This is a genomic window from Sphingomonas sp. 1185 (assembly GCF_040544655.1).
Taxonomy (GTDB): domain Bacteria; phylum Pseudomonadota; class Alphaproteobacteria; order Sphingomonadales; family Sphingomonadaceae; genus Sphingomonas.
Window position 1 is genome coordinate 1 of the sequence record NZ_JBEPKL010000040.1, and the last position, 22,896, is coordinate 22,896.

Consider the following 22,896-nt stretch of genomic DNA (forward strand, 5'->3'; position numbering starts at 1 on the left):
ACGTTTGAAGGCCTCGCTGAAATTCGGCTTCCCCATCATCGCCTCCTGTCCTCAAAATTAGGACCGAAGGCGTCCAGAAATCTAGGGGCTACTCACCGCATGCCCGCGATGCTGCGGGCGCAGCCGTATGCACGACCCGTCGCCCAGCCAGAGCTGGCGACGCTTCGGCTGCCTCTTTGGTACCTTGGGACCCTCCCGCCGCAGATACGCTCGACGACCGACAGGCTGACCTGCCAGCCCGCATGGCCGAGCAAGGCGTGGATGCGACGATCGCCGTAACGACCGTAGTCCTTCGCCAGTGCGATGATGTCGACGGTCAGGCGCTGCTCGTCGACATCGTCCCTCGGCGGCGCTGGGTCGAACGATGCTGGCCAAGCACCTTGCAGGTCCGCCGTTCCGATACAGGCAATGCGCGACGGACCCGATCGATCGCCTCACGGCGACGGGAGGGACTCAAAAAGTCAGCTTCGACGCCTCTTGCAGGATCGCCTTGTCCAACGTGAGATCGGCCACCAGTTTCTTCAGCCGCGCATTCCCGCGCTCCAGAACCTTCATCCGCCGCGCCTGATCTACCTTCAGGCCACCATACTCCCTGCGCCACCGATATAGCGTCTGTTCCGCGATCCCGATCTGGCGACACGCCTCCACCGCCGTGCCGCCCCGTCCGACCAACACATCCACCTCACGCAGCTTTGCAATGATCTGCTCCGGCATAAATCGCTGACGTCCCATATATTCCTCCAATTCTCATGCTCGGCAGGGCTCTCTTCAGAATTGGACCAGTTTTTCCAAGGCAGACCACCGGTCGGGCAACGTCTGGAACAACGCGGCGATGAAGAGCTTCTTCTTCTCGCTGAAGACCGAGCGGGCTGGATGGAAAACATATCGAACCCGCAATCACGCAAAGGTCGACGTGTTCGATTACATCGAGCGCTTCTACAATCCGACGCGCTGCCACTCGACCCTGGGCTACCTCAGCCTCATGGATTTCGAGCGGCAAGCGAACGTAGCTTGACCTCGTGTCCGCGGAACCGGCAGCAGCTCGCATCGACCGACAGACGGATCAGGAGCGACGCTCTGCCGCCCTGACAAGATTGCCCGCGCAACTTGCTTTTCACGATTGGGAAGCGAGAGCCAATCGTGTCTTGTCGGCATATATTACGCGAGCGATCCCATAAGCCGATAGCGCGTCGGCAAGCGCAGAACCGCCGCCATCGATCTTCAGGACGCCGCTGAACACACGGTTCTCCAGGCGCTTGTCGGTAAGTTCGATGTGTTGCGTGGAATAGCGGTTAAGCTCGGCCACAACCTCCTTCAATGGCGTAGCCTCGAACGTCAGTTCACCCTTGCGCCATCCGGTGGCGATATCGGCACCTGCGCTGGTGAGTTGCACACCCGATCGGTCGATCATTAGCGTATTGCCCGGCACCAGCGTCATCGTGCGATCCATCACGCGGTTGTCGACGCGAACCGATCCCTCGACCAAACTGACGACGACCCGGTCGGCCACCGCGCGTACCGCAAATTGCGTCCCGAGCGCGGTGACGCTGTTTCCGCCTGCCGACACGATGAACGGATGGCGGGCATCATGCGCGACTTTGAAAAACGCCTGGCCGCGATCGATCGCCACACGGCGGGTCGCACCCGGCACCGCAACGCGAACCGCGGACGCGGCATCGAGGGTCATCAGCGTTCCGTCCGGCAACGTGACAGTGCGCACTCGTCCGGTCGGCGTCACATAGCGCATATCCGCGACCTGGGTCGCTGGCCGCGCCGCATATCTGTCGACGACCAGCGCGGCAGTGGTGCTGATGGACAGCAGCACGGCAGCGGCGGTCGCCATCGGCCACCAGCGACGCACAGTGGCGGGGCGCGCTTGGTCGCGGGCCGCTGCCACCATCGCCAGCAGCGCCGGATCGCTTCGCGCGTCATCCAGGATCCGGATTGTGGAGACTAGTTCATGCCAGGCGCGATCATTCGCATCGTCCGCCGATAGCCACTGCCCGAACGCGGCCCGATCTGCTGGTGTCGCGTCATGGGCATGCAGTCGCGCATACCAGGATGCGGCCGCGGCGTCCGGATCCCTCGATACGGAACCCATCAGCGTAGCGAGCCTGCAAGGTGCTTGATGGCTTTCATGATATGCTTTTCGACTGCGCTCACCGATATGCCCATATGTCGGGCGATCGCAGCGTAGCTCATTTCCTCGAAGCGATGAAGGATGAACGCTTGGCGCATGCGCTCAGGCATGTCATTCATCGCGGCGATGAGCTGCGCGAGATGCTCCTTGCCTTGTAGGACGCGCTCGGGCGAGCGATCCTCAACGGGATGATGAATTTCTTCGAGGCTGTCGTGCGCGGAACGGTGGCGCACCGTGTCGCGGCGGCCGCGATCGGCGAGCACGCTTTGCGCGACCTGGAACAGATACCCGTCGATATTGTCGATGGGGGCATGCGTGCGGCGGGTCTGCATGCGCAACGCGACCTCCTGGACCAGATCGTCGACTTCGCCGATCGGCGCACGCTTCGTCAGGAACCGCCGGACCGCGTTGAGATGGCCCGATAGGTCGATGGCCCCCCCGTCATCGCCGGGTCTGCGTGCATAGGAATTCCGCATGATCGGCCCCGTCTTGTCCGCCCGAGCCTCCGGCATCCCCCTTTATATATATTCGCCGCAATCGACCATGTTGCCAGCAGGCCGTCAAGCGTACAGTGTCACCAAACCGTCATCAGAGCGGATGGGAGAGGCAACAGCGTATTCCGGGGGTCGAACCACGCGTCCTGATGCATGCCCGTGACCTTGCCATACGAATGATTGCGATATCTCTAGCCTGCCTCATTCACGGCAAGGCGGCATCGTCGCCGCACGACCGGGTCGCCTTAGCCATCCCCGCCGGACGGCTGGATGTCGCGCTGCGTCGACTGGCGATCCAGACGGGGCAGCAAATCCTGTTCGATCCTGCGGTGATCGGCCGCCGCACCAGCGTGGCGCTGCACGGGCCGATCGAACCGGAGCGCGCGCTTCGGATTCTGCTCGCCGATACCGGGTTGGTCGCAAAGCGTGTCCGCGCTGGCGTGATCATCATCGTTCGCGAGGCCACGCGGCGATCGGTTGCCGGGACCTTGGCGGCGGGACCGGCGGGGCGCGTGCCGGACATCCCGGCACCGCCTGCCGAGATCGTCGTCACGGCACTCAAGCGCCCGACCTTTCTCGGCGATACCGAGATCAGCATGGACGCCGTGAGTGGTGCCCGGGTCTTGGCCCGGGGCGCGTATGACCTTCGCAGCGCCGCCGCCATATTGCCCGGGCTGGTACCGATCGCCACGGCACCGCTGCAGCAGCGGATCGCGATTCGCGGTGTCACCGGAACCGGCGAGTCCATGGTCGGGGTCTATTATGGGGAAACCCCAATCAGCGGGCCGTCGGGAACCACTTTCGATCCCGCCGCGAGTACCCCAGATATCGACCTGGTCGATATCGACCGGATCGAGCTGCTTCGCGGACCACAGGGTACACTCTACGGCGCCAGCTCGATGGGCGGTACGCTGCGGGTGCTGTTCAACCAACCCGACGCGACGCGCTGGACGGGGCATGTCGAGGGTGGTGTGTCGGCGATACAGGGCGCCGGGACAGGCGACAATCTCGCTGCGGTTGTCAACGCGCCAATCGTCCGCAACACCTTGGCAGCGCGGTTCGTCGTGCATCGTCGGACGGTTGGCGGCTATATCGACAATGATCGGCTGGCGTTGAAGGACACCGGCGCCGTGCTGCGCCAAGGCCTCCGGCTGGGACTTGCCTGGACACCATCGCAGGCGGTGCGCGTCGATGCGCTGGCGCTCCACCAGCATACGCAGATCGACGACGCGGGATTCTGGTACCCGGACCTCGGCCGCTATCGCAACGATCAGCCGGTACGTACGCCCAATAGCGAGCGACTCGACCTCGCCAGTATCACCGCACACTGGACGACCGCCGCCGTCGCGGTCGTCGCGACGGGCTCGCACTATCGCTGGACGATCGTGAAGGAGGGCGACTTCACGGCGGTACTGGCGCAGCAGGCGGCCAGTGACGCGAGTTGCAGGCGATATGCGATGCTTGTCGGCAAAGCCGGCTGCACGTCCGAACAGCGCAGCGCATTCCAGGCCTATCTGCAAACGCGATTGCCGGGCGTGCTGTACCAGCCGTTTCGCGTCGAGAGCACGACCGCGGAGGTTCGCGCGTCCTCCGACCGGCCGGGGGCGCCCGCCTGGACCATCGGGGCGTTCGTCGAGCGGCGGCGCGATTCGGCGGAAAGCTATACGGTCCGTGCCGACGCTGTGACAGGGCAGCGAATCGTACCGGTCGACATCACCGGATTGCGGCTGCTGCACAGCACGCTCGACCAGCAGGCGTTGTTTGCGGAAACGCGCTGGGGCATCGCGCCGCGACTGTCGGCGACATTGGGGCTGCGGTATTTCCACTATCGGCGTAGTGCCGATGGGTCGGTCCCGATTCCCAATATCATCACGGGGACCGGCGCGATCGGCAACGGCCGCTATGCGCGCGCCGACGACGGGGTCAATCTGAAGGCGGAACTCGCCTATCGGCTGCCAGGCGAAGCCCTGGTCTATGCGATCGCATCGGAGGGGTTCCGGCCCGGCGGGGTCAACATCACGCCCGACCTGACCGAACAGGAACGCATTTACGACGCCGACCATGTCTGGAACTACGAACTGGGCGTCAGGACCAGGGGGGCGGGCGGGCGGGTCGCCATCGAGGGTGCAGTCTACCACATCGATTGGTCCGACGTGATCTATGCGGCGTCGAGTGCAAACGGCGCGTTCGGGTACAATACCAATATCGGCACGGTGCGGATCGATGGTGTCGAGGCCAAGGCAAGCTTGGCGATCGGTGCCGTACGGCTCACCGGGTCGGCCAACTATACCTATGCGCGGCTTGGCGAGGACCAGCCGGTCGGTACCACGGATGGCGCCGGACGGCGCGGGGATCCGCTGCCCAATGTGCCCCGGCTGGGCTATGCGGCTGGGGCGCAGGCTAGCATGCTGGTAGCGGGCGGCAAAGTTGCCACTTTCGGTATCGACGCGCTCGGCGCGACCCGTGTGCCGACCGCCTTCAACGATCGCAGTACCTATTACGAAGTTACCCCGGCACGGTTCGTAATGGACGCCAACGCCGATATCCAGCTGGCAAGGTGGCGCGCCGCGATCAGTGTGCGCAATGTGCTGAATGCGGTCGTCGCGAACCGGCTGACGTCGAGTTCATTCGGCGAGCGGCAATTCTACAGCAGCGCGCCGCGCACGGTGACGCTGTCGCTCGATCGCGATTTATGACAGGCGCGGCGTCGTGGCGGTGAGGGCATCGAACGCAATCGCGTCTCGCAAAGAAGGGGGGCATCGCCCCGGTCTCGAACGATGGACGTTTTCTATGAAGATGATGCTGCTTACCGGATGTGCGATGATGGCAAGCGTCGGCGCGGCGTGGGCCGACCCCGCGCCCGGCCCCGCCGTCAACAGGGCGGCGATCGATGCCCAGATCGAGAAGACTTATCCCGCGCTCGACGCGCTGTACCGTGATATCCATGCCCATCCCGAAATCGGGATGCAGGAGGTGCGCACCGCGGCGCTGCTGGCGAGCAAGATGAAGGCCATGGGTTTCACCGTGACCGAGAAGGTGGGCGGAACGGGGGTGGTCGCGATCTACCGTAATGGCCCCGGGCCTACCGTAATGGTGCGCACCGAACTCGACGGCCTGCCGATGGAGGAGAAGACCGGGCTCCCCTATGCAAGCCGTGCGCAGACCGAATATGAAGGCAAGACGACCTTCGTTGCACAAAGCTGTGGCCATGACGTGCACATGGCGGCGTGGATCGGGACGGCCCAGGCGCTGCTGGCGATGAAATCGCAGTGGAAGGGCACGTTGATGTTCATCGCCCAGCCCGCCGAGGAGCAGCTGAAAGGCGCCAAGGCGATGCTTGATGACGGGCTGTTCACCAGGTTCGCCAAGCCGGATTACGGTTTCGCCGCGCATGTTGGGTCGGGCGAGACGGGCACGGTGCTGATCAAGGACGGCGTCACCAGCTCCAATTCGGACAGCTTGCAGATCACCTTCAAGGGGCGCGGCGGGCATGGATCGATGCCGAGCGCGACGATCGATCCCATCGTGATGGGCGCGCATTTCGTTACCGACGTACAGGCGGTGATCAGCCGCCAGAAGGACGCCAACGCGTTCGGGGTGGTCACCGTCGGCGCATTCCAGGCGGGAACCGTTGGCAACATCATCCCCGACACCGCCACGCTGAAGCTGAGCCTGCGGTCGTTCGACAAGGATGTGCGGCAATTGCTGCTCGACGGTGTGAAGCGGACCGCCGAGGCTTCGGCGGCAATGTCTATGGCGCCGGTACCCGAGGTGAAATGGCTGTACGGCACCGCTGCGGTGTTCAACGACCATGCGCTTGCCGAACGCGCGGCGGCGGAACTGAAGGCGGCAGGTGGCGACCGCGTCACCTTTGTGCCCGCAACCGCGCCCGGATGGTCGGCGAGCGAGGATTGGTCAGCGTTCGTCGATGCCGGCGTGCCGTCGGTCTATTTCACGATCGGCGGCTATGACGCCGCGACACTGGCCGCGTTCAAGGCCAAGGGCGAGGCGGTGCCGAGCAACCATTCGCCCTTCTTCGCACCCGATCACGACAAGGCGATCCGTACGGGTATCCGCACCCTGACGCTTGCCGTGCTGATGGTGACGATGCCCAAGTGACCGCCTCCGCGACGATGGAGCAGGCGCGGCGGGCCAAGGCGGCGGGCGATCTGCGCACCGCCGCGACCCTGTACGCCCGCGCCGTCGCGGAACGACCCGAAAGCGCGGTGGCGGAGCATAATCTTGCCTCTACCTTGGGGGATCTCGGCGAATTCGCCGGGGCGGTGGAGGCATCCGCTCGCGCCCTTGCCAAGGGATCGACCGCGCCCGAAACCTGGTTGGTCCACGCGCGGGCTTTGCAGGGAACGGGGGATCTTGATGCGGCGGAGGCGGCGTTCCTGTCTGCGATCGGGGCGCGCGCGGACTATGTCGCGGCGCATCGAGACCTGGCGCAACTGCGGTGGATGCGGACTGCTGACGTTGGCGCGGCACTGGCGGCGATCGACACGGACCGCGTACCGGCGCTCGCGTCCGTCGAAGCGGTCGTGCTGATGAGCGCGGGCGAGCCCGCACGTGCGGTAGCGGTGCTGGACCGAGCGATCGGGCGCACCGAGGATGCCGGGCTGCATTTGCTTGCCGCCAATGCGCAGGCCGCTTTGGACAACGTCGACGGCCAGCTTGCCCATGCGATGGCGGCCTTGCGGCTTGCGCCGTCGTCCGCCGAAGCGGCGAAGGCGGTGGTAGAGGCCTTGCTGCACGCCGGGCGTCCCGCAGAGGCGGTGGCATTGGCGATGCGGATCAGCGCTGCCGCACCGGACGATCAGGGGGTGATCGCATTGCTCGCAACCGCGTGGCGACTGTTGGGCGATCCGCGTCATGCCGCGCTGTGCGATGATCCCGCACTGGTCTCCGTGCACCGCATTGACGTGCCGCAGGGATGGCCGTCGCTCGCCGCATTTCTGGACGATCTCGCGCAGACCTTGCGCGCGCGCCACGCATGGCGAACCCATCCGCTCGGCCAGTCGCTTCGCAAAGGTAGTCAGACGCAAGAAGATTTGAGCAAGGTCGATCATCCGGTTCTGCGCGCGCTGTTCGTGGCGCTCGACATGCCGATCCGTGCGCATCTGGCGCAGTTGGGGACGGGCGCCGATCCAGTACGGCGGCGCATCACCGGAGGATATCGTTTTGCGGGCGCATGGTCGGTGCTGCTGCGGCCCGGTGGCTATCATACCGATCACGTTCATCCGCTGGGCTGGTTGTCGTCCGCTTTCTATGTCGATCTGCCGGCGTCCGTGGCGGAGGAACCGCAGGGCTGGCTGGCCTTCGGTCGGCCCGGCGTGCCGACCAGACCTGCGCTGCTGCCGACCAGTCATGTCCGGCCGGTGCCGGGGCAACTGGTGCTGTTTCCCTCCTATCTCTGGCACGGTACCGAGCCGTTTTCCGGGGACGCCCCGCGGCTGACGGTGGCGTTCGATCTTCTGCCGGGCTGATTTATCATCGAAGCCGACTGAGGGACCGACATGAGCATACGTCTTGATGAACACGGGGGCGGTGACGTCCGGCGGCAAAGGGGCGATATCATATGTCGAAGGTCATGCTATTTCTGGGCGCCGGCGCGTTTGCGCTTGCAAGTGCGGCCTCCGCCGAACCGATCACGCCGAAGGTGGGTACCGTTACCGCGCCGTTCGAAGCCTTCGCGCAGGAACCGGGCAGCGACTATTTCCTCGCCGATTACGACGCCTACGAAGCCTATCTGAAGAAGCTCGCGAGCCAATCGGATCGTATGAAGCTGGTCGATATCGGCAAGTCGGCGGAGGGGCGCACGATGTGGGTCGCGATCGTCAGTTCCCCTGCGAACCTGGCGAAGCTCGACCATTACCGGGACATCGCGCGCAAACTCGCCAAGGCGGAGGTGAAGACCGAGGCCGAGGCGCAGGCGCTGGCGAACGAGGGCAAGGCGATCGTATGGATCGACGCCGGCATGCACGCGACCGAGACGGTGACGACGCAAAGCCAGATCCATGTGCTCTACCGCATGCTGACCGGGACCGACGCGGAAACGATGCGCGTGCTGAACGACGAGATCATATTGTTCGCACAGGACAATCCGGACGGGCTTCAGCTGGTTGCCAACTGGTATATGCGCAACTCCGAGGCCAAGGACCGCGAGTTCCGGACCATCCCGCGCCTCTACCAAAAGTATATCGGCCACGATAACAACCGCGACAGCTTCATGGTGCAGATGCCGGAGACCGAAGCGGTCAATAGGATGTTGTTCCGCACCTGGTTTCCGCAGATCGTTTTCAATCAGCACCAGACCGGCCCTGCCGGCATGGTGGTGTTCGTGCCGCCGTTCCGCGACCCGTTCAACTACAATTACAATCCGATCGTGATGACTGAATTGCAGGAGGTCGGCTCCGCGATGCACAGCCGGCTGGTGTCGGAGCAGAAAGGCGGATCGGGGATGCGCAGCGCCGCGCCCTATTCTACCTGGCATAACGGCATGGAGCGCTCCGTCGCCTATTTCCACAATTCGATCGGGCTGTTGACCGAGATCATCGGCGGTCCGACGCCGGAAAAGATCCCGCTGATCGCCGACACCCAACTCGCGCGCAGCGATGAGCCGTTGCCGATCGCACCGGGTAACTGGCACCTGAAGGACAGCCTGGAATATCAATGGTCGCTGAACCGTGCGGTCATGGATTACGCGTCGCGCAATCGTGAGCGGCTGCTGATGAATGTCTGGCGGATGGGCAATCAGGCGATCGTTCGCGGCAGCAAGGATAGCTGGACCACCACGCCAAAACGCGTCGATGCGCTGAAGGAGGCGGGGAAGGGGGCCAAGGCCGATGAGGGCTATGTGGGCTATAATAGCCGCGCCAAGGAGGGGATGGTCGCGCCTTCGCTCTATGCCACGGTATTGCAGGACCCGGCCAAGCGCGACCCGCGTGGCTATGTGCTGGGTCCCGACCAGCGCGACATGCCGACCACGATCGCGTTCCTCAACGCGCTGATCAAGAACGGCGTCGATGTCGATCGTGCCACCGCGCCGTTCACCGCCGGCGGCAAGCGCTATCCGGCGGGGACCTATGTGGTGAAGACCGCGCAGGCATATCGCCCGCACGTGATCGACATGTTCGAACCGCAGGATCATCCGCACGACCCCGAATTCCCCGGCGGCCCGCCCAAGGCGCCGTATGATGTCACCGGCTATACGCTGGCCTATCAGATGGGCATCCGCTTCGATCGCGTGCTCGACGATTTTTCGGGCAGCTTCGAACCCGTGCCCGACCTGTTGACGGTAAACCCCGGCCGCGTGATCGGATCGGGCAAGGCGGGCTGGATCATCGGGCACGAGGCGAACAACAGCTTCATTCTCACCAATCGCCTGCTGAAAGCGGGTGTGCCCGTGGCCTGGATCGAGACGGCGACCAAGGCGGGCGGCAAGGATCTGGCGGCGGGTGCGATCTGGGTTCCGGCGTCGGCGGCCGCCGCTGCCATCATGGCGCCGTCGATCAGGCAGCTCGGGATCGACGCCTATGCCGTGGATCGTGCGCCCAATGCCACCAAGCTGGCGTTGAAACCGGTGCGCGTCGGCTTGGTCGATCGCTATGGCGGGGTGATCCCCGCCGGCTGGACCCGCTGGCTGCTCGAACAATATGAATTCCCGTTCAGCGTGGTGTATCCGCAAGAGCTGGATGCCGGGAATCTGAACGCCAAATACGATGTGCTGCTGTTTGCCGACGGTACCGTGCCCTCGACGCCGGGCGGGCCGTATCCGGGTGGCAATCGGTTCGCGATGCCTGCCGCGAAAAGCATCCCCGCCGAGTATCGCGGCTGGCTGGGCGAGGTCACGCCCGAAAAGACGCTGCCAGCGGTCGCGGCGTTCGCAAGGGGCGGGGGGACGGTGGTGACGGTCGGCAGCGCGAACCGGCTGGCGACCCTGCTCGATCCGCAGATACAGCCTGCGCTGGTCACAAAGAAGGCCGATGGGTCGCTCGCTGCGCTCGACAAGAAGCAATTCTACATTCCTGGCGCACTGCTGTCCGCCCGGGTCGATACCCGGCAGCCGCTGGCATACGGCATGACGCCGACGGTCGATATCTTCTTCGACGAGAGTCAGCCGTTCACGCTGTCCGGCACCGCGAAGAAGGTCGCGTGGTTCGAGGGGGCGGCGCCGTTGCGCAGCGGCTGGGCGGTGGGGCAAGGTCGCCTCGACGGCACGGTCGCGATTGTGGATGCCGATTTGGGCAAGGGCAAGCTGTTCGCGATGGGCCCTGAAATCACCCAGCGCGCACAGCCCTATGCGACGTTCAAGCTGCTGTTCAACGGCCTGCTATACGGTCCTTCGGTGACCGCCACACGTTGACCTCATGATATATTAGTACGTGAGAATGGTATTCGGGGAGCGGTTGGAAACAATCGCTCTCCTTTTCCTGGAATCTTTTTCTTTTCGCGCGTGAGGTGCCGCTATCGGACCGCGTCATGATCCTTGAGGCCGTCAACGATGCGGTTGGTTCAAGGGGGAAGTTCGACATGGTTGTACGGGGTATCACGCGGGCGTTTCTCGGCGGGAGCTGCGCTTCCATTGCACTCGCGGCCGGCACGGCCCACGCGCAGAGCAGCGTGCCGACGGCGCCACCGGCCAGCGCGCAGGCTGAGCAGCCCGAGGATGCATCGCTCGGGGAAGTCACCGTCACCGGATCGCGCATTACCCGGTCCGACTATGTCGCTAACAGCCCGATCGTTTCGCTATCGAGCGATACGCTGGAAAATACTGGTCGCGTCACCGTCGAGAGCGCATTGTCGCAGATGCCGCAGTTCACCGGCGCGTTCGGCCAGGGCAATACCGGCAGCACCAGCACCGGTCTGAACGGTGGCCAGGCCAATGCCAGCCTGCGCGGCTTGGGGGCGAAGCGCACGCTGATCCTGCTGGACGGCCGCCGGATGCAGCCCTCCAACCCCGATGGCTCAGTCGATCTGAACACCATTCCGGAAGCCCTGATCGAGAATATCGAGGTCATCACGGGCGGGGCATCGACCACTTATGGGTCGGACGCGACCGCCGGCGTGGTCAATTTCCGGTTGCGGCGCAATTTCAAGGGCGTGACCCTCAACGGCCAGACCGGTGTGAGCGACTATGGCGACGGCAACACCTATCGCATCACGGCAACCGCCGGTTCGACGTTCGCCGATAATCGCGGCAACGCCGTGCTGTCGTTCGATTATACCCGCCGCGATCCTGCACAGCAGATCAAGCGCGACTATTATACCTTCCGCACCACCACGCCCGGGCTGAGCACGATTCCGCAGGGCACCGCGCTGTTCGGCGCCAACCTGCCGACGCTCGCCGCGGTCAATTCGGTGTTCGTGGGACAATATGGAACGCCGGCTCTGACCGGCAATGCCGCCGGACGCTATACCGGGCAGATCGGCTTCAACACCGACCAGACGCTGTTCAGCACCGCGGGCGTGCCCGTGCTCAACTATCGCGATCCCCAGACCGACGAAGCCTATATCGTCAACAGCGGCACTAACAGCCAGCAGGTCAATTTCGGCTATAATGGCGGATCGCTACAGGCCGATCTTGATCGCTATTCGGTGTTCGGCAAGGTCGACTACGACGTCACCGACAACATCAAGGCGTTCGGCCAGTTCAGCTACACGACCTATAATTCGGTCGGGATCACCAACCCAACGTTGGCCTCGAACGTCTATGGCCTGAGCGTGCCGACGACGAACCCGTTCATCTCCCCGGCCTTCCGCTCGATCCTGGCGTCGCGGCCCAACCCAAATGCGGCGGTCACCTTTTACAAGGCGCTCAACATCCTGGGCCCGCGCGTCCAGTCCTATGAGTACGACGTATATCAGTTGACCGCCGGACTGTCGGGCAAGCTCGGCATCCGCGACTGGACCTGGGACATCTACGCGAACACCAGCAAGGCCAAGTTCCAGAACGCGCAAACCGGCGGCGCCAGCGCGGGCGCCATCTCGCGCCTGCTCAACAGCCCGACTGGCGGCACCGAACTGTGCGCCGGTGGCTTCAACCCGTTCGGTAACGTGACGCCTTCGCAGGAATGTGTCAGCTATATCTCACGGCGCACGCTCAACACCAACGAACTTCAGCAAAAGACGATCGAGGCAAATATCCAGGGCGGCCTGGCAGAACTCCCGGCGGGGAGCCTCCGCTTCGCGCTGGGCGCCGATTATCGCAGCAATTCCTATGCGTTCCAGCCGGATGCACAGCTTTCGCTGCCTGACGGGACCAGCGATATCCTGGGCTATAGCGTGTTGCGCGCGGCTGGCGGAACGGTCAGGGTGGGCGAGGTCTATGGCGAACTGCTCGTGCCGTTGCTGCACGATATCCCGCTGATCCAGCAGTTCGATCTCGATCTCGGCTATCGCTATTCCAACTATAATTCGGTCGGCGGCGTGCATGCCTACAAGGCCGATGCGAACTGGCAGGTGTTCGACGCGCTGCGGTTGCGCGGGGGATATAACCGCGCGATCCGCGCCCCGAGCGTGGGCGAGCTCTACGCCCCGATCTCGACCGGCAGCGTCGCGATCGGCAGCCCCGCCGCGACCACCGCGAACGGCGATCCGTGCGATGTGCGATCCTCCTACCGCGTCGGAGCGAACGGCGCACAGGTCCGTGCGCTGTGCCTGCAACAGGGTGTGCCGACCGCGATCATCGATAGCTATCAGCTCGGCACGGCGCAGGTGTTCGCGCTTACCGGCGGCAACCCCGACCTTCAGGAGGAAATCGCCGACACCTATTCAGCGGGGGGCGTGATCCAGTCGCCCTTCTCGTCGCCGCTATTCCGCAACATGTCGCTGTCGGTCGATTATTACCGCATCGACATCAAGCAGGCGGTCGGCCCGCTTTCGATTGCGCAGGCATTCCAGTTCTGCTTCAACGCGGGTGGCAACAACCCGCAATATGCAGCAAGCAATTATTACTGCTCGCTAATCTCCCGCAATACGTCGAACGGCGTGCCGGTGAACCCGCTGCAACCGCTGCTCAACCTCGGGACCTTCAAGGTGCGGGGCATCGACGCGCAGTTCGACTGGAAGGTCAATCTTTCCGACATCGGGCTCGGAAGCAACGCCGGGACGGTCGCGCTGAATACCGCGGTCAGCTATCTGGCGTCGTTCACGATCCAGGCGCTGCCGGGCGCGCCGAGCTATGATTATGCCGGCAGCATCGGGACCGGCGTCGAAACGACGGCAGGTCTGGCGCATCCCGAATGGAAGTCGGTGACATCGTTCACCTATTCCCTGGGCGGAGCCAGCCTCGGGCTGCGGTGGCGGTATATCGACGGCATGATCGCCTCGGCGAAGGTCGTGAATCCCGCGAGCAGCACGCGCGGCGTCGCTGCATACAGCGTGTACGACCTGAACGCGCGGTTCGAGGCGGGGGGCACCACCGAATTCCGGATGGGCGTCACCAACCTGTTCAACACGAAGCCACCGCAGGTCGGCGACACCCAAGGCAATTACGACGCGCAGAATTACGATGTGATCGGTCGCTACTTCTTCATGGGAATCACCAAGAAGTTCTGATCCGCGCGGAGTTGAGGAGATAGATGATGAAGACCATGATGCTCTGGGCAGCGCTGATGACGACGACCGCCACCATGCCCGTAACGGCACAGGATCTGGCGCCCACCGATCGCGCCGCGCTGATCGCCGCGATCGATGCCAATGCCACGCCGATCTCGGACACCGCGCTGCAAATCTGGAAATATGCCGAGATGGGCTATCTGGAGACGAAAAGCTCGGCGCTGCTGCAAGCCCGGCTGAAGGCTGCGGGGTTCACGGTGAAGGCGGGGGTGGCTGGCGAGCCGACCGCCTTCGTCGCGAGCTTCCGAAACGGGACCGGACCGGTCATCGGCGTGCTTGCCGAATATGACGCTCTCCCCGGTCTGTCACAGGCCGCAGTGCCGGTACGGACCCCCTTGGGTGGGGATGCCGGTCATGGTTGTGGCCACAATCTGTTCGGCACCGCGTCCACCTATGCCGCGATCGCCGTCAAGGACTGGATGGTCAATTATGGCGTGCAGGGCGAAATCCGTGTCTATGGGACGCCAGCCGAGGAAGGTGGGTCGGGCAAGGTCTATATGGTTCGCGAAGGCCTGTTCAACGACGTCGACACCGTGCTGCACTGGCACCCGGGCAATGTGAACTCGGCGTCGCAGGCACCGTCGCTTGCCAATATTTCCGGCAAGTTCCGTTTCCACGGCAAGTCGTCGCATGCATCCGGCGCGCCCGAAAAGGGGCGGTCGGCGCTGGACGGCGTCGAGGCGATGGACGCCATGGTCAACATGATGCGCGAGCATGTCCCCGACCATACGCGGATCCACTATGTCATCACCAACGGGGGCAAGGCGCCCAACGTCGTGCCCGACGAGGCCGAAGTCTATTATTATGTCCGCGACCAGGATCCGGAGATCGTCAAATCGGTGATGGAGCGGGTCAAGAAGGCCGCGCAGGGCGCCGCGATGGGCACCGAAACGACGGTCGACTTCGAACAGATCGGTGGCGTCTACAGCCTGTTGCCGAACGAAGTGTTGATGAAGGCGATGGATCGCGGGCTGCATGCCGTGGGCGGGATCACCTGGACACCCGAAGAGATCGCCTTCGCCACGCAGTTGCAGAAATCAATGCCGGCGGGCGCGCCCGCGCTTGCCAGCGTCGGCCAGATCGAACCCGCTCGGCTCGAGACCAAGGCGATCGGCGGGTCGACCGATGTGTCGGACGTCAGTTGGGTGACGCCGACGGTTGGGCTGTCGACCGCCACCTTCGTGCCGGGTTCGGCGGGGCATAGCTGGCAGAACGTCGCGGCGGCGGGATCAAGCATCGGCGTGAAGGGCGCCATCGTCGCTTCCAAGACGCTCGCGCTGACGGCGGCTGAACTGTTCCGACACCCGGCCGAAATAGGTGCTGCCAAGGCGGAGTTCCAGAAGCGTCGGGGGCCGAATTTCACCTATGAGGCTATGCTGGGGAATCGCAAGCCACCGCTGGATTACCGAAAGACCGCGTCGAGATAACTACGAACAGCGGGTGGCGTTTGAGCAGCCCGCTTCAGAGTGGTGTATCGACTATGACAGTCTGGACCAAGGTTGAGCCTCACCCCGTCTCTGTCCGGTCTTTAGAAGAAAACCGGCTCTTTTTTCCTCAAGGCAGGCATGCCTGCCCTGAGGAAAAAGTGCGCTCGATCGGGGTCTGTTGCCTAGAGGCTGTTATAGACTTGTAGGGGCGTCCGACTCATCGATGATAGATGAGCATTCGCCGCAGGCCGCATCCGTCTGACGTCAGCGACGAGGGATGGTCGCTGATTGTACCGTACCTGCTGCTGCAACGCGAGGATGCCGGGCAGCGGGAGTACGACCTTCGGGAGGTGTTCAATGGCCTTCGCTACATCGTGAAGACGGGCGCACCATGGCGATGGATGCCCAACGACCTGCCGCCCTGGGCGGCAGTGTACCAGCAGACGCAGCGCTCGCTGGCGGCGGGCTGCTTCGAGGCGCTGGTGGACGATCTGCGCGCGGTCCTGCGCGCTGGCGGCCGGGCACAGGGCCGAGCCGAGCGCTGCGCTCCACGCCCGAGAGCGGCGAGCGTGCTGGCTATGACGGGGCAAAGCGCAAGAAGGGCTCGAAGATCCGCATGGCCGTCGACACGCTAGGCCATCTGCTGCCCCTCCATGTCACGCCAGCCAGCGCCGAGAATCGTGGCGAGGTGGAGTTGCTTGCTCGCACCGTACAGGCGGTCACCGGCGATACGGTCGACCTTGCCTGGGTGGACCAGGGCTATACCGGCCAACGGGCCGCCGATGCCGCAGCCTTGCACGGCATCGCGCTCGAGGTCGTCAAACTCCCGCAGGCCAAGCGCGGCTTCGTCCTCCTGCCAAGGCGCGGGATCGTGGAGCGGTCATTCGCTTGGGCAACCCGTTTCCGTCGCCTCGTCAAAGACTATGAACGCTATGCCCAGACACTTGCCGGACTTCACGTCGTCGCTTTCGCCTCCATCATGATGAAACAAGCTACCGCACTCGCCGTAGGTTCATAACAGCCTCTAGTCAGCCTTCGCTTTCCAAAATGATTGCCAGGGTGGTTTGCAACGCATCCAGCCCTGGCCGGTTTTCATGATCGGGAAGGACATGATGTTCATGGGCGTGACGGCCCGCGGCGTCGGTGAAATACACCGGATCCCAGGTCACGACTATCCCGGAATAGGGGAGGGCGATGAAGAGCAGCGAGCCCTGTCCCCGCGACTTGGAATGGTTGCCCGCCGATTGTTCTCCGACAATCTGCGCGATGCCAGCCCGACGTGCCAGGATCGCGAATACTTCCGATGCGGAGCCCGTCACCTCATCGATCAGGATCCAGATCTTTCCGGCAAAGGGACTTCGGCGGCTGGTCGGCGAGAATGTCATCCAATGATTGTACGCGCCCGCGTCGAGCATGGCTTCGTCATCGGCGTCCAGCGCCGGGAGCATTCCCCGCCGTACCATCGTGGCCAGGTCTATCCGAGGATAGCGGTCCATCGGATAAAAGGTCTCGGTGCACAGATGGGCATGATCACCCGCATCATACCGGGGAAATAGAACGAACCCGCTCAATTCGACCGGGGCGCTCAAATGCGGGCCGACCAGCATCCGTTCGACGAACGGGGTAAAGCCACCCGGATTACCCCGCACGTCGAAGATGAGATGCCCGAACGTCGCGATCGTCTGATAGAAATCGAACAGACGTTCTTCCAGCGCCGAATAGAAATCGGGATACTGGGCCATGTTCGGACCCATGTTGTCGATGGCGACGCGGGCGACCTTTCCCTCGATCGGAATATCGGTCGTCACCGTCGGGAGGCGACCATGCGATGGCCTTTCATACAGGCGCTGCCGGCTTTGGAGCGCAAGACAGCCGATCTCCTCGATGCGATCCGGTCCATCCTGTATCCCGGTGTAGAATTCAATCACCTCCGGTCGCTTCAGAAGATCGCCGACATAGGCATCATAGCCTCCTACCGCGGACCGGGTCCGCAGGAAGAATTCGAAGTAGAATTCCCGTGGCAGGACGCCGACGTTGCTCGGCATCGCGTGCCAGGACCGGCTGCCGGCTCGCTGGACACCCGGCGTGAAGATGAACCGGTCGAGAAGGGCGTGAAATTCGTGCGCGTCATAGGCTCGGTCCGCCGCGGCGATCGTCGCGGCGAGCGATTCCGCCTGCCGCACGATATCGACGCCGAACTTGCGACGCGCATGGTAGATCTGCGTGAAGCTCCGCCCCATTTCACGCAAGAGATGATCCAGATCGTATAGATGTCGTTCGTTCGCGGCGACCCGAGCCTTCATTCCAACCTGCCCCCCCGTGTCGATCCGCACCGTTCCGCCCCGCGTTCGTTGGGTCGGGGCGGAACAACCACTGCTCTTTAGAACGACTTGCTCACCTCCAGCATGAAGCTGCGGCCATAGACGTTGAACAGCGATGCATTGTAACCGGGAAAGCCCTGCCAATTGCTGGACGGCGGCATCCGGTTGGCAACATTGTTGACGACACCGCTGACGTTCAGGCCTGCACCCAGGTCATATCGCGCGCTCAGGTTCACCAGCGTCCATCCGCGGTCCCATCCGGGTGTTCCATAGCTGGTCGAGGTCGGGCCTCCGACCAGCAGCGCATAGTTGGGCGAGGCGCCATAGCGATTCACGAACACGGTCCCGCTGACCGGCCCACGGTCCAGTGTCACGCTGGCATTCAATATATCCTTGAAGATGCCGCCGTTATTGGGGTTCCTCAGCTGGTCGACGATCGGCGACACCGAGTCCGCCTGCGACTTGAACAGCAGCGTCCGATTGTAATTGGCGTCCAGACGGAATGTACCGATCGATGCCGCAGGCAGCGTATATTGCGCGGCGATCATCAGTGCCTGGGTCTGCTTGGTGGAGACGTTGAAGAAGCCGCGGGTGATGTCGGTCACGCGGCCCGTCGCGGGATCGCGCTTGACCAGCGACCGGGCATAGTCGCAGCTGGACAGGTACGAAACGTCGCGTCCTTCGCGACAGGCGGCTTCGTCGAACAGGATGTTCGCGACCGTCAGCGCCCGCACCTCGTTGCGGATGGTGATATTCATGAAATCCGCGCTCAGGCGAAGCGCCTTGGTCGGCGACCATATCGCGCCAACGGTCCAGGACCGCGCGGTCACGGGCTTCAGGTCAAGATTTCCCGACGAGGTGTTGCGCATGATGTAGCGACAACTGTTGGACGTTCTCGATACGCCCATCTGGTCGCACAGGTACAGGTCGTAATTGTTGCTGTTCCCGGTGCTTTGGCCGAGGAACAGATAGGACATGTCAGGCGCGCGGAACGCGGTGCCCATGCCGCCTCGGAACACCAGGCTGTCGACCGGATGCAGTTCCACGCCGCCCTTCCAGGTTGCCCGGCCGATCGATTTCCCGACATAGCCATAACCGTCATAGCGCGCCGCGAAGCTGCCGCTCAGCCAGGGCAGTACAGGCAGCGCCAGTTCGCCAGCGACCCCGGCATGACGCCGAGACCCCAGCGAGGCCAGTTGCGCTCCCCCGAAATAGAGTCCCGCCTGATACCCAGCATCGGGAGTGTCGATCCATTTCTCGTCCCCGATCTCGCCCTGGATCGCAAGCCCCGCGCTGCCACCGGGTAGATCGAGCAGCGTGCTGTTGAAGACCTTGCCGAGAATCTGCTGTATCCGGTTGGAGGCGAGGCGCGTCTGAGTGCCGGAAAAGCCGCGATACTCCTCGGGAGTCAACGGGACGAATACCTGCGCGATATTGCCGTATCGCTGCGCCAGATAGCTGGTCATCGTGGCCTGAACAGGCAGCAGCGTTTTCTGCTTCAGTCGCGAATCCGATCGCGAGCCGTAAAAATCATATCGCCACCCGCCACGGGCCATCGGCCCGCGCGCGCCGATGGCGACGTCATATTGGCGACCAAACTGGCGGGCGGCCGAAGTGGTCCAGCCGCCCATCTCCTCGGGTGCGATTTCGCGCGAGACAAGATAGGTCCGCCCCGACCCGGTATCGAGGAAGTTCTGCCAGACATAGACGGGACCGAAATTGGACACGGTGCGCGACAGCGTACCCGTCAGGTCGGCATAGAGGACATGGTCGCCCGACAGCGGCTGGCTCAGGCTGAGATAGCCGCTCCCATTGCGCCGCGCGCTGTCGTAGGTGGCCAGCATGCTGCGCGTATAGTCGCTGCCGCAATAGCGCGCCGCGCCTTCGGCGCGATACGTCATGGTGCCGCCGAACAACCCGGCCATCGCGGCGCATCCTGCGGTGCCCGGATCATAATAGCTGCTGGACGACAGACGGGCGAAGGCCTCGTCCTTGAAGGGGGAATAGGCGGTCCTGGCCCGATCGATGCCCAGAATGGCCTGGCGATCGTTGAATTCCCACCCATAGGTCAGCGTGCCGCCGGTCGGCAGGGTAGCGCCGCCGGTCAGTTGCGCCCGGATGCCCCGGCCGCCGCCCTCGCTATAGCCCGAACCGCGCAACGATACCGTAGTCTTGTCGAGGCTGGTCTTCAGGATGATGTTGACGACCCCGGCGACCGCATCCGCGCCATAGATCGCGGACTGGGTTCCCGGCAGGATCTCGATCCGGTCCACCATGGCCATTGGAACATTCGCCAGATTGGCGAAATTTCCGGCGTCGCCCGAATTGTTGTTGAGCGGATAATTGGCGGTCGGCCGGCCGTTGACGAGCACCTTGGTATAGCTGGCCCCCAGGCCGAACAGATTGATCTGCTTGACCCCCTGCATGTTGCCGGTTCCCGGCGTGGAGTCCCGCATGGCCCCGGTCATGAAAGACTGGCTACGCAGCGCGTCGGAGACCTCGCCGAAACCCTTATCCTGCATATCCTCGGCGGTGATGACCACCATTGGTCCCGCCGTTTCCTTGTCCGTGCCGGGCAGCAGCGAGCCGGTCACGACGATGTCCGAGCCACCTTCGCGCGTGTCGGCGCCGTCCCGCTTTTCCGGCACGGCTTGCGCCAGGGCGGCAACCGGGAGCGATACGGCAAGCCCCGCGACGAGCAGACCCATGCGACGGAATTCATTGCAATATTTCATTGTCCTACACCCCCTGTTTTGGTGTTGAGTTTTCCTCAACGGGATGTTGCCGGCGCCTTTTTGAGCGTCTCGGACAACGTTTCCTGCGCTGCTGATGCCGGTACGACCGGCGCATCCCCGACGGGGGAAATGGTGAAAATCTGGTCGTGGAGCGCGATCACCGATCCCCGATGCGCGACGCTGACGATGGTCAGGTCGGGCTGGGCGTCGCGCAGCCGCCGGTAGAGAAGCTCCTCGGTATCCTGGTCGAGCGCCGACGTGGTTTCATCGAGGAAGGCCAGCGACGGTCGGTGAAGGAAGAGCCGCGCGAAGGCCAGCCGCTGCTGCTCGCCCGGCGACAGACACTTCTGCCACGGCGCCATGTCGCGCAGCCGTTCGACGAGGCGAGGCAGCCGGGCCGAGACGAGGGCGGCGCGACAATCCCGGTCGGTAAAATCGTCCAGCGACGCCGGATAGACGAGCGCGGCTTTCAGCGTGCCGCCTGGCACATAAGGGCGCTGCGGGATGAACATCGCGGGTCCGGTGGGCAGTTCGATCTTGCCCCGTGCGTGCGGCCACAGCCCGGCAAGCGCGAGCAGAAAGGTCGATTTGCCGCATCCGGACGGCCCGCACACCACGCTTGACGAGCCGGGGCGGATGGTCAGCGAAACCGGATCGGTCAATGCGAGTCCCTCCGGCGTCACCAGTGTCAGGTCGCGAGTGCGGAGCATCTCGTCGCCACTGGCCTCGATGGTCAGGGCGCCGCCCCCCTCGGATCCCTTCGCCGCCCCGGCGCGGCCAGCGAGCAGTCCGTCGAATTCGCAGATGCGACGGCTTGTCGCGCGCAACTCGGCCAGTTCGCGATAGTTGAGGACGAACCAGGACAGCGCGATGCGGATTTGAAGACAGGCCTGCACCATCTGGGTCAGGTCTCCCAGCGTCATGTGCCCGCTGAAATAGCCGCCAGTGGCGATCAGATAGGGCAGTACCTGTCCGAACTGGTTGACGCTGTCGACGCCCAGCATGACCCGCTTGGTATCGCCGACCAGCTTTTTCCAGTTTCCGCGAACCCGCGCGAATGCGGTGCCCAGCCGTGCGCTCTCGGCCTGCTCGCCCCCATAGAGCGCGATCGGTTCGGCATATTCGCGCACCCGGACCAGATCGAACCGATAATCCGCCTCATAGGCTTGCTGGCGATAGCGGGTCCGGTTCAGCGGTCGGCCGATCCATTCGACGATCGCGCTACCGCCCAGCACGAACAGGATCATCACCCACAAGGCGAGGCCCGGTATCGCTACCGAATGCCCGCCCATGTCGAAGTGAAGCGCGCGTGATGCGGCCCACAGGACTACGCCAAGCGTGACGATGACCCCGAGCTGGCGATAGATCTCGAACCCGTATTCGAGCGCCTTTTCGGAGTAGAGGGCCAGATCCTGCGCGATGCGCTGGTCGGGGTTGTCGATCTGTCCGGCGCGCTCGATCCGGTAATAGCTCTTGTTTTCCAGCCAGCCGGCCAGGAACCGGGCGTTCAGCCACACCCGCCAGCGCATCTGCAGGATCATCCTGATCCAGATGGTGAAGGTATCGACCAGGACCGCGATCAGGCTGAGCCCGGCCACGAACAGAAGCTCGGACCAGAAGGCGTCGAGATTGCGGACGCCGATCGCGTCGTAGAGCCGCTTGTTCCACAACGAGAACTGCAACGTGCACCATACCGACCCGGAGCGGAGCGCGATGCTGGTTCCCAGCAGCAGCCATGCCCAGTATCGGTCGCGCGAAATCCAGTAGCCACCCAGCAACCGTAGCGCGGCGCGCATCGTCGGCTTCTGGATCGGCGCTGTCCCCAGTCGGTCGCTCATGGTCCCGCCCCCCGGCATGGCTGTTGAGTGTGATGGCTGTTGGTTTGGGATGCGAAGGCGCCGTCGTCCCCGACACGCGCCGCCTTCGCATCGGTTGGGAGCCAATCAGGCAGGAACGACGGTGAAGCCCGCATCCTTCACGATCGTTTCGAGCCCCTGCCGATCGATCAGCGCCGGGTCGAAGGCCACGACCACCTGCTTGGTCGCCAGTTCGATCTCGGCCGACGCGACGCCCTCCGCGGCCTCCATCACTCGCTTGAGACGGCCCGAGCAGCCCCCGCAGGTCATGCCGTCAACCGTCATCTGCACCGAACTCATG

General features: G+C 63.7%; 12 protein-coding genes and 3 pseudogenes. 8 read left to right on the top strand and 7 right to left on the bottom strand.

Annotated features, from left to right (window positions below; genetic code table 11):
- Window positions 1–99 precede the first annotated feature (99 nt).
- Window positions 100–732 (bottom strand): annotated as a pseudogene (locus tag ABIC44_RS18260) (transposase); the annotation flags it as partial.
- 16 nt (window positions 733–748) lie between these two features.
- On the opposite strand from ABIC44_RS18260, the pseudogene ABIC44_RS18265 reads away from it, so the two are divergent.
- A pseudogene (locus tag ABIC44_RS18265) lies at window positions 749–1,015 on the top strand (IS3 family transposase); the annotation flags it as partial.
- Window positions 1,016–1,114: 99 nt separating this feature from the next.
- On the opposite strand, the gene ABIC44_RS18270 reads toward ABIC44_RS18265, so the two are convergent.
- A complete protein-coding gene (locus tag ABIC44_RS18270; protein ID WP_354296844.1) occupies window positions 1,115–2,101 on the bottom strand; it encodes a FecR family protein in 987 nt (328 codons plus the stop codon).
- Window positions 2,101–2,616, bottom strand: coding sequence for an RNA polymerase sigma factor (locus tag ABIC44_RS18275; RefSeq protein ID WP_354296845.1), 516 nt, complete (start codon window positions 2,614–2,616; stop codon window positions 2,101–2,103). Before ABIC44_RS18275 ends, ABIC44_RS18270 begins: the two co-directional genes overlap by 1 nt.
- 194 nt (window positions 2,617–2,810) lie before the next feature.
- Between ABIC44_RS18275 and ABIC44_RS18280 the strand changes: the two genes are divergently transcribed.
- From ABIC44_RS18280 to ABIC44_RS18310, 7 genes and pseudogenes are all read left to right on the top strand, one after another.
- Window positions 2,811–5,330 carry a TonB-dependent receptor gene (locus ABIC44_RS18280; protein WP_354296846.1) on the top strand — a complete coding sequence of 840 codons (2,520 nt, stop codon included), beginning with the start codon at window positions 2,811–2,813 and terminating at the stop codon, window positions 5,328–5,330.
- Window positions 5,331–5,424: 94 nt separating this feature from the next.
- Entirely contained in the window at window positions 5,425–6,753 is a 1,329-nt protein-coding gene (locus ABIC44_RS18285; RefSeq protein WP_354296847.1) for an amidohydrolase, read from the top strand.
- Complete coding sequence (locus ABIC44_RS18290) at window positions 6,750–8,123, top strand: putative 2OG-Fe(II) oxygenase (protein ID WP_354296848.1); 1,374 nt, start codon at window positions 6,750–6,752, stop codon at window positions 8,121–8,123. The genes ABIC44_RS18285 and ABIC44_RS18290 overlap by 4 nt, the downstream gene beginning before the upstream one ends.
- Window positions 8,124–8,215: 92 nt before the next feature.
- A complete protein-coding gene (locus ABIC44_RS18295; protein ID WP_354296849.1) occupies window positions 8,216–11,002 on the top strand; it encodes a M14 family metallopeptidase in 2,787 nt (928 codons plus the stop codon).
- 257 nt (window positions 11,003–11,259) lie between these two features.
- Complete coding sequence (locus ABIC44_RS18300; RefSeq protein ID WP_354296850.1) at window positions 11,260–14,196, top strand: TonB-dependent receptor domain-containing protein; 2,937 nt, start codon at window positions 11,260–11,262, stop codon at window positions 14,194–14,196.
- A gap of 26 nt (window positions 14,197–14,222) precedes the next feature.
- A complete protein-coding gene (locus ABIC44_RS18305) occupies window positions 14,223–15,683 on the top strand; it encodes an amidohydrolase (protein WP_354296859.1) in 1,461 nt (486 codons plus the stop codon).
- 230 nt (window positions 15,684–15,913) lie between these two features.
- Window positions 15,914–16,701 (top strand): annotated as a pseudogene (locus tag ABIC44_RS18310) (IS5 family transposase).
- 10 nt (window positions 16,702–16,711) lie between these two features.
- On the opposite strand, the gene ABIC44_RS18315 reads toward ABIC44_RS18310, so the two are convergent.
- The 4 genes from ABIC44_RS18315 to ABIC44_RS18330 form a co-directional block, all read right to left on the bottom strand.
- Entirely contained in the window at window positions 16,712–17,986 is a 1,275-nt protein-coding gene (locus ABIC44_RS18315) for a S41 family peptidase (RefSeq protein WP_354296851.1), read from the bottom strand.
- 77 nt (window positions 17,987–18,063) lie between these two features.
- Window positions 18,064–20,712, bottom strand: coding sequence for a TonB-dependent receptor domain-containing protein (locus ABIC44_RS18320; protein ID WP_354296852.1), 2,649 nt, complete (start codon window positions 20,710–20,712; stop codon window positions 18,064–18,066).
- Window positions 20,713–20,774: 62 nt separating this feature from the next.
- Entirely contained in the window at window positions 20,775–22,577 is a 1,803-nt protein-coding gene (locus tag ABIC44_RS18325) for an ABC transporter ATP-binding protein/permease (protein WP_354296853.1), read from the bottom strand.
- A 105-nt stretch (window positions 22,578–22,682) separates the two neighbouring features.
- A complete protein-coding gene (locus ABIC44_RS18330; protein WP_307098198.1) occupies window positions 22,683–22,895 on the bottom strand; it encodes a heavy-metal-associated domain-containing protein in 213 nt (70 codons plus the stop codon).
- Window position 22,896: the final 1 nt, after the last annotated feature.

Coding starts and splice junctions, on each gene's coding strand:
- ABIC44_RS18285 (WP_354296847.1), top strand. CDS start 5,425: ATGAAGATGATGCTGCTTACCGGATGTGCGATGATGGCAAGCGTCGGC.
- ABIC44_RS18325 (WP_354296853.1), bottom strand. CDS start 22,577: ATGAGCGACCGACTGGGGACAGCGCCGATCCAGAAGCCGACGATGCGC.
- ABIC44_RS18270 (WP_354296844.1), bottom strand. CDS start 2,101: ATGGGTTCCGTATCGAGGGATCCGGACGCCGCGGCCGCATCCTGGTAT.
- ABIC44_RS18305 (WP_354296859.1), top strand. CDS start 14,223: ATGAAGACCATGATGCTCTGGGCAGCGCTGATGACGACGACCGCCACC.
- ABIC44_RS18295 (WP_354296849.1), top strand. CDS start 8,216: ATGTCGAAGGTCATGCTATTTCTGGGCGCCGGCGCGTTTGCGCTTGCA.
- ABIC44_RS18315 (WP_354296851.1), bottom strand. CDS start 17,986: ATGAAGGCTCGGGTCGCCGCGAACGAACGACATCTATACGATCTGGAT.
- ABIC44_RS18280 (WP_354296846.1), top strand. CDS start 2,811: ATGATTGCGATATCTCTAGCCTGCCTCATTCACGGCAAGGCGGCATCG.
- ABIC44_RS18320 (WP_354296852.1), bottom strand. CDS start 20,712: ATGGGTCTGCTCGTCGCGGGGCTTGCCGTATCGCTCCCGGTTGCCGCC.
- ABIC44_RS18275 (WP_354296845.1), bottom strand. CDS start 2,616: ATGCGGAATTCCTATGCACGCAGACCCGGCGATGACGGGGGGGCCATC.
- ABIC44_RS18330 (WP_307098198.1), bottom strand. CDS start 22,895: ATGAGTTCGGTGCAGATGACGGTTGACGGCATGACCTGCGGGGGCTGC.